The organism is Halobaculum halobium (assembly GCF_030127145.1).
Lineage (GTDB): Archaea > Halobacteriota > Halobacteria > Halobacteriales > Haloferacaceae > Halobaculum > Halobaculum halobium.
On sequence record NZ_CP126159.1, the window covers coordinates 455349 to 463690 of the forward strand.

5 protein-coding genes and 2 pseudogenes are annotated in these 8342 nt (G+C 58.2%); 5 read left to right on the forward strand and 2 right to left on the reverse strand.

What is annotated here, in order from left to right; genetic code table 11:
• Both P0Y41_RS17040 and P0Y41_RS17045 read right to left on the reverse strand, forming a co-directional pair.
• A pseudogene (locus P0Y41_RS17040) lies at window positions 1-1084 on the reverse strand (SDR family oxidoreductase).
• Window positions 1072-2628 carry a succinic semialdehyde dehydrogenase gene (locus P0Y41_RS17045; RefSeq protein WP_284063631.1) on the reverse strand — a complete coding sequence of 519 codons (1557 nt, stop codon included), beginning with the start codon at window positions 2626-2628 and terminating at the stop codon, window positions 1072-1074. Before P0Y41_RS17045 ends, P0Y41_RS17040 begins: the two are co-directional and overlap by 13 nt.
• A gap of 1127 nt (window positions 2629-3755) precedes the next feature.
• Here P0Y41_RS17045 and P0Y41_RS18100 point away from each other — a divergent pair.
• The 5 genes and pseudogenes from P0Y41_RS18100 to P0Y41_RS17065 all read left to right on the forward strand — a co-directional run bounded on the left by P0Y41_RS18100 (window position 3756) and on the right by P0Y41_RS17065 (window position 8259).
• A pseudogene (locus P0Y41_RS18100) lies at window positions 3756-3912 on the forward strand (DUF7563 family protein).
• A 378-nt stretch (window positions 3913-4290) separates the two neighbouring features.
• Window positions 4291-5523: an MFS transporter gene (locus P0Y41_RS17050; RefSeq protein WP_390214266.1), complete on the forward strand. Its 1233-nt coding sequence runs from the start codon at window positions 4291-4293 to the stop codon at window positions 5521-5523.
• A gap of 595 nt (window positions 5524-6118) precedes the next feature.
• On the forward strand, window positions 6119-6667 hold the full coding sequence (locus tag P0Y41_RS17055; protein WP_284063632.1) for a hypothetical protein: 549 nt from the start codon (window positions 6119-6121) through the stop codon (window positions 6665-6667).
• 467 nt (window positions 6668-7134) lie between these two features.
• Window positions 7135-7770, forward strand: a complete 636-nt coding sequence (locus tag P0Y41_RS17060; protein ID WP_284063633.1) for a hypothetical protein — start codon at window positions 7135-7137, stop codon at window positions 7768-7770.
• A gap of 198 nt (window positions 7771-7968) precedes the next feature.
• Complete coding sequence (locus P0Y41_RS17065) at window positions 7969-8259, forward strand: hypothetical protein (protein WP_284063634.1); 291 nt, start codon at window positions 7969-7971, stop codon at window positions 8257-8259.
• Window positions 8260-8342 lie beyond the last annotated feature (83 nt).

Below are 8342 nucleotides of genomic sequence, written 5' to 3' on the forward strand. Positions count from 1 at the left end.
TCAAGTCATCGCGTCGGACCGCGCATCGTTCGTTCGTGCGTACTCGACGAGCACGTCCACGTACGATGCGAAAGGTGGACACCGGATGCCACTCCCCGCGAGTGCGCGGCGAGTCGCAGGGTTGGCGTACCGTGTCGGGAGCGTGAAGTAGTCGAGCGTCTCCGGCGGAATGCCCGTCACTGAGCGGACCGCCCGCGACCCGAGCAGGCGCTTCCCAACGCCTAGGGTGGTCGGGACGCGAAAAACCTGGGTGTTCGTAGCGTCGGCGAACAGTCGCGTGAGTTCGGGGATGGTCGGCGGATTGGGGTCACAGAGCTGGTAGACTGCACCGGGTTCACCATGCTGGCTCAGGTGGTCGATCGCATCGACCACGAAGTCCCGTGGGACGACGTTCAACTCCGTCGAGTCCGCCCCCGGGAACCACGGGAGCGGAGCGACGCCCGGACAGCGCTGCAACCAGCGCAACACGTAGTACGGACCGTCGTATTTCTCGGTTTCCCCGTTTCGCTGTGCCCGACGACGATGGCGGGCCGGTACACGGTCGCCGGGAATCCCTCATCCATGCGCTCTTGTACCAGGCGCTCGGCTTCGAACTTCGTCGCCTCGTAGTGGTTGTTGAACGACTGCCCCACGTCGAGGTCCGATTCGGTAAACACGCCGTCGTAGCGGCCGCTCACGTAGCAGGTGCTCACGTATTGGAACTCCTCGACATCACAAGCGGTGGCGAAATCGAGGACGTGCTGAGTCCCGTCGACGTTGACTGCTTCGCCGACCGCTCGACTCACGCCCAAGTCGTACACAGCAGCGAGATGGAATACCTCCCCGACAGCGGCGTGAAGTGCGCTTTTGTCCTCGGCGGTGAGTCCGAGCCCCTGCTCGGTGATGTCCCCTTCGTAGAGGCTGACGTCCGCCCGCCAGTCATCGCCGGCAATCTCGGCCGCGCGGACCTCGGCGGCCGCCCGGTATTTCGGCTGGACGAGACAGTGGACCGTCTCAGTTCGAGTCACGAGCCGCTCAACTGGGACGCCCCGAGGAAGCCAGGGAACCCCGTTACGAACACCTCCGGGGTGGTCACCGCAGCCACCCCGGAAGTCGCTTGAGAAGCTTCGAGAAACTGCTCATCAACCGTGCCCAGACCCAGTCGGGAAGTGGTCCCGGCCCGATTTGGATCCCCCGTTGGACCGCCACCGTCTGGGCCTCTGTGTACTTCAACAACCCTTCGTCACCGTGTCGCCGACCGATACCCGAATCACCCATCCCGCCCATCGGCGCATCCACCGACGCCCATGCAGCCGCGTAGGCTTCGTTGACATTCACCGTGCCGCAGTCGATGCGTTCAGCAACGCGCTCACCGCGGTTGCGATCGCCCGTCCAGACAGATGCATTCAGCCCGTATCGAGAATCGTTCGCCCGTTCGACGGCTTCTTCGACGTTCCCGACCGGGTAGAGGCTCACCACTGGCCCGAACGTTTCCTCATCGTAGAGGGTCATCTCGGGGGAGACAGCCGACAACACCGTCGGTTCGTAGAAGTATGGGCCCACGTCCGGCCGAGGCCGCCCCCCGACGAGTACCTCGGCACCCTTCTCGATGGCGTCGGTCACGTGGCGTTCAGTCTTGTGCAGTTGTGCGGCGGACTGCAGCGATCCCATATCTGGCCCGTACGCGAACCCAGTTCCAAGGTTGAGATCCCGGGTCTCAGCGACGAAGGCGTCGCGAAAGTCTTCATAGACAGACTCGTCGATATAGAGCCGCTCGGTGCTGATACAGAGTTGGCCCGCGTTCGGGAAGCAGGCACGGATTGCCCCACGAGCTGCCTTCCGTGGGTCAGCGTCGTCGAGGACCAGCAGCGGGTTCTTCCCACCAAGTTCGAGCGAGCAGTCGATGAGCGCACGCCCCGCGCGTTCGGCGACACTCCGCCCCGCCTCGGTCGATCCGGTGAAACAGACGTAATCGACGCGGTCGACGAGTTCGGCCCCCACCCGTTCACCTGTCCCGGAAACGACCTGAAACAACTTCGGCGGGAGGCCAGCGTCGACGAGCAGCCGGCGAGCCAGTAACGCCGTATGGGTGGTCTCTTCTGCGGGTTTCAACACCACGGCGTTGCCCGCGAGCAGCGCCGGCAGTGCGTCAGAAACCGACAGCGTGACGGGATAGTTCCACGGCGAGATGAACCCGGCTACTCCCTTCGGCCGACGGTGAACCGTGGTCTTCGTCAGCCCCGGGATGGCCCCACTTCGACGCTCGCTCTCGAGTAGTTCCGGGCCAGCATCGGCGTAATGGTTGGCTGTCTGGACGACGTCAAGCACTTCCTCGAAGGCGTCCCGCCGAGTCTTTCCCGTTTCCAACTGCGCGATATCGAGTAGCTCGTCCTGTGCATCGAGCACCCGGTCGGCATATCGCTCCAGAATGGCCGCCCGCTCGGTCACCGGACGGTCGGCCCACGACGTTTGTGCCGCCTCAGCCCGCCCGACGGCGGCCTCGACATCCGCCTCAGTCCCTGCGGGAATCGATGTGAAAGGGTCGCCGCTAAACGGCGCGATAACGTCCAACCGCTCACGCTCACCGGTTACAACAAGGGCTTCACGGAGCGATTCGAGTCGGTCCCTTCCGACTCGGCTTTTGTGCATACAGGACCTACATAGAGACGGAGTATAAACCGCGGTGAAGCGGTTCATCGATCGTCTTCTTCATCGAACGCGATACAGCCGTCGGTTGACCGCTCGGGTACGTTTGATGTGGGAGTGGTGCTCTTGGACGACGGACCGGAGTGCCTAGAGGATCATCTCAGCAGCCAGCGGCGAAATATCGATGAACCCGCTGCTCGAGAGACAGTCAAGCGACTGTAGAGCACCGGTGAGGTACCGCTCGTACTCACGGACGTCGAAACGGTACGTATGCAGCTTTGCTTCGAAACAGATCTACCAGACGTTGCGGCGACAGAGGCGTTCACCTGTCTCGAAGCGCTCTTCGAGAACTCTCCTGATATGATCGACCGACAAGCGACAGACTGTCGCGTCAGTTACAACTTGACCGTGGCCAGATCCGCTTCCAACTCCGCCACAGCTTCGCTGTACGCTTCGACGAATCCACGAAGCTGGGGCACGTACTGGCGAACGTCGGCCGCCGATGGAGCGTCGTACTGCGAGAAGAGTAGGCGCCGCCACTGGCGCCCGCCCGAAGGTAGAGACGCCGTCGCGGTCCCATTTCAGATCCCAATGGACACCGTCGACGCGGGCGGCGTAGGTGCCGTAGTCGTCCCCCCTCGTAGCGGTGGAGTTTCCCGGCGATCCGATCGCAGGCATCGTAGACGGCGTCAAGCGCGCGGTCGCGCTCGGCGACGACTAGTCTCGGTGGTCATCGCCTCCGCGTAATCAGGCGAGACGTTGTCGAGAACGCCCCCTAGCGAGTCCACGGGGCGTTAAACCCGCGGACAAAGGCGTCGTCGTCGGCCAGCGCATCTCCTCATCGACAGCGGGGCCCGTTTTACAGGCGTTCGTCAATGAGAACCCACTCCGAAGGATATCTCGTCGCTGCCGAAGAGTCGCCGGTACCCGAGAGTACCGGAGGCGTCTGTCACAAAGACGTGTCAGCTCAGGTGTCGTTCAGAGACTTCCGAGTTCAGTTTTGTTGGTATGCTGACGACGTGGACTCCATCTATTGAGCAATCAGCCAACCGGATATCTCTGCGCTGTTGGTGCGTCTTCCTCATGAGAATGGACAAAAGACCTAAGAAATCCCACTCAAAGGTTTTCGTATGGCGACTTGTGGAAACTGTGAGGGCTTCGTTACGCAGCGGTATGTCGATGTGTTTGCGCCGACTGGCTCAGATTCTGTTCGGGTTTTGTCCAAACTGCGAGGACATCATCCGCGACGGCAATGGGGTCAGAGAAGCACGCAGTTCGAGGCAGTGACCGTTGTTGCTGACAATACCGATTAAAAAATAGGGAAGATAGGTAGCTATCGTACGACGATCAGTCCCCCTCGGTGCTGGGAAACCGATCAAGATGTAGCGCAATTGCTCCACCACCTCAAAGAGTGATATCCTCATTGGGTTGCCATCGGAGTCCTCTCCTTGACGAAACCTAGCGGCCTTCCGAACAATCTCTTCGTAGAACGGCACGGAGGCGCGATATTCCGGTGCTTTTGATTTTTGGTTACTAACAGGACAAGCTCAGCGGATCGTTAGATACTGATCAATGGCCCATCAGTTCAATCGTTCCTGTATTCGTCTACCGGCGAATCGATAATAACAGGACATACTTGTCGGCTCGCCATGGCCCGAGGTGGAGATGGCTGGGCGTGTACGAGACGGGAGTAGTCGAGTGTTCTCCGGTGCCATCCTGAAGTACTATCTCTACAAGTCGACGAAAGCTGTCGAGTTTTATCGGCCAATTATGTATCTGTTCTTCCTGGCTCAAGGGCTTTCGTTTACCCAGATAGCGATTTTGGAGGCGATCTACAACCTGACAACGCTGCTCGGGGAAATCCCGACCGGCTACATCGGCGACCGTGTCGGGCGACGCAACAGCTTACTCCTCGGAACAGCTTTGATCGCAGTGACGCTGTTCGGTATCGGGCTTTCCAACTCGTTTCTTCCGTTGGCGGGGCTCTACGTCTGCTGGTCGATGGGGTACAATTTCCGCTCCGGCAGCGAGGACGCATGGCTCTACGATACTCTCACAGATGACCTCTCGGAGGACGAATTTGCCCACGTCAGGGGGCGTGGCGAATCGGCAGCGTTGGCGGTCGGCGCGGTAGCAGCGATACTCGGCGGCTATCTCGGGAGTATCGACCTCTCGTACCCGTGGTTCGTCGCGGCGGCAGTCACCAGCATCGGTGTCGGGGTACTGCTGACGATCGATGAACCAGAGGCGTACAGGCAGACTGAGACCGACACACTGAGTCTTCGCCGAACGGTTCGTATCGTGCGGGATGTCCTCGCTCGTCGTCAATTGCGTGCGTTCCTGCTGTATTACTACGTACTGTACGCTGCAGTCACTTACCTCGTGTTCGTCTTTCTCCAACCGATCTTCGAGACGGTCGTTCTCGATCTTGGGATAGCTGAGCCGCAGGTCGAAGCGTTGCTAGGGTGGTTCTATGCAGCGTACAGTCTCGTCGGCGCAGTCCTCAGCTATTACACGGGGGCGATCAAGGAGACGGTCGGCGTTCAAACATGGTTTCTGGTCATCCCGTTCGCTGTCGGCGGGGCGTTGGTCGGGATGTACTTCATGCCCGTCCTCGCGCTCCCGACGTTCCTCCTCATCCGTGGGGTGTCGGACGTCACCCGTTCGTTCGCCGGCCAGTACATCAACGACCACGTTGAAACGCTCGGTCGGGCGACCGTGTTGAGTGCGATGGCGATGGTCAGCGGCCTAGCTGTCGTCCCATTCCAGCTCGGGAGTGGCGTCATCTCCGACGTCGTCTCACCGCTGTTTGCGCTTGGAGTCGGTGGAGTGGTTCTCGTCATCGGAGCAGCGGCTATTCTCCTGTGGGGAGGTCCGCTCATCGCAGAGTCGGGTTGACCGGTTGGACCTCTCAGGAGTATTTAAAAAGTAGAATTCAGTTTGATCAGCTGTCCAGATGGGCGAACCGGCGAACCTCTGTAATACCTGTGGTCGCTGACAATCTCATACGACACTCTCACACACCTGTGAGAAGGTTGGTCGGCATCTTACGGTAAGGCCTGAAAGCTCTCACACTGTTGGTAGCGGTTTCAGACTACCCCGGCAAGCACGTGCTTGCTGTCTTGTGACACCACCAAGGGAAGGCGCACAGTTAGAGTTGCCAACGTGGTGGTGAGTCCCCGCTAGTTGGTCCGTTGCTTCTAACGGGCAGCCACATACCTCACGTGATACTAATGCCCAATAATTTATACATGGTTCCATTGTATCAGCCACGCATCACGGAGCTAGCATGCGAATTCCAATAGTCGCTGTCTCCCCGAGATAGCCACCACTCTCCGATGAACCAGACCTACTCCACAGACGCTTACCCTGTATGACCCAACAGTATCGCTCAACGTTCGCTTTCATCGGGGCCTGTCTCGTCATCGGGACACTTGCGTTGACCCCTGCAGTTGCTGGTACTTCCGTACCAACCTCTCCCTCTTCTGCCGACATGACGGAAGCAAGCACTTCCGACGGTGCCGTGAAAGGAAGCGGCGCCCAGCTTGAATCACCGCGCCCCCAGGTCTCTGACGCCATCCCGGAAGAACGGGTGATTCCAACCACAGTTGAGATCAGACGGCTCAATGAAACCAATACAGTTCACTTCACATATGAATTCGATCTTCCCAGTGACACGGTCGAATTCAGAATCACCGATATCGACTATATTGAGAGGTACTCCGTGGTAGAGACGACTGGGTTCGAAGACAATCAAAAATTAACGTGGGATACCACGACAGCTGCGCCCTCACTTACGATCGCACATCCGCTTCCCAACGACTCAAACGCTGGGATGCACCGTGTCACCGTTCCGTCTCCGTCGGGAGAGGTTCAGCGTGAGGATCCCCCTGATGAGCGGTTTGTCGACTCAGTGTACGAAGAGCCCGTCGGGTTTCACCAGACACAACCATCGAGGTTCATGGTGAGGGTGACCTCGCAGCCCAGTATTTCGTCACTGGTTCATATACAAAATACTCTGAACGGGCGGATGGGAAGGTGATCTCACTGTACGTGCCTGAACGGGTCGAAATGGCAGTCTCGCCGGAGACAGCTATCAAGGCACTTGCGGCAACTGAACGGACAATCCAAGGTGATCCGCAGCGAGACGTTTCTGTCTTCGTTCTGCAGGGCCAGTTTGGAGCTGGGGGGCAGGGCGATCAGATGCAGTTGTTCAAGCGGGGTCTCCGCTTTCGATTTATGTTCATGAAACCGCTCATATCAATGAGATCACATTTTATGATAGAGATATGGCGTGGTTCACCGAGGGCAGCGCTACCTACTACGGATCATCTTTCGAGCCTGACGGCGGCCAACTCAGGTGGAAGCCTGCCACAATTCTTCGCAAACCGATCCGGACACGAAGTGGCCACGGGGAGACCATCACGAGGATAGCACACTTGGTGACGCCGACACCTATGACCATCGCACAGGTATGAGAAAGGCTCACGACTGCTGTTCGCACTGGATGTGAAACTCAGAGAGGCAACAGATGGTGAGGCGACGATACACGACGTGATGTATCGAGTCAATCAGCGCAGTGGACAGGGCAGCCTGAACTACACCGAGTTCCGGGGTATCGTTGTTGACCTCGGCGGCGAAGATCTGGGTACTTGGCTTGATCCCTACGTGCTGACTTCACAGAACCCACCGCAACCCAACGCCAGTGTGTTTGGGCCCACACCAAGCTTCGCCGAGGGTACGACTAACACCAGCGGCGATGCACGCGAGACGTACGAATTTACCATCACGATTCCGTCTGGCGACCAAGCGCGCCTTGACTCGGTCACAGTATCGATCGAATCACGGTGGTCAACGGTTACCGCTGTCGTTGCAGATGAAAATAATGATGGGCGTGTGAGGGTCCAGTTCCAGCCGTATGGGCCCGATGGTGGCACCGTTTTGCAACCGACCGACGCTGCAGATGAACTGACCCTCACGGAGGGCGGGTTGGAGGAACCAGTTGCTTCCGAGGTTCTGCAAATCAAACTGCAAGTGACGGATACAACCGGCTCCTATACACTAAGCCACGCGGTCGATTACGTTGGAGTCAATACCAACGACGACACCACAGTCGGAACCATCTCCGACACAGGACGGAGATAGCTTCGCGGCCCTCGGGATCGATCGCTTACAGAATCACCTCTATACGTATGCGTCCAAGCTCCCCCTATTTAACGCGGTACTCGGGGTGCTCCTTTGTAGTGCTATTGTTGGTCTTATGATAAAAGGACGATATGTAGAGTAGTGGCTGCTGGATACGGAATCACCGGTTCTTAGGCGTGATCCGACACAGGTGAAGACATGGAGTATTCGGATGCATTTGAATCGGATCTTGAAGATTTAGAGGATGCGGCAATTCAACTCGTCACAAAGACAGAGGACAGACTTGAGCACGAACGCCGGTTCGCCGCCATTCTGGATCACATCGTGAACACGTATCCGATCGAGTGTGAACAAGTTGTGACGCACACGAAAACCGTTGCTCGCATCTGGGAGACGAGAACGCACGCGACAACCGCCAGCAAACACACCGACACGGTGCATCAAGCGTTTCTGGATGGAATCTGTGACGACTACGATCCAGTGTATTGAGGATTTGGTTTAGACCCTGTTCGTTGCCTCATTGGTCCTCTACTCTCGATGAGGCCTCCACTGTTAACATTCGTCGGAGTGAT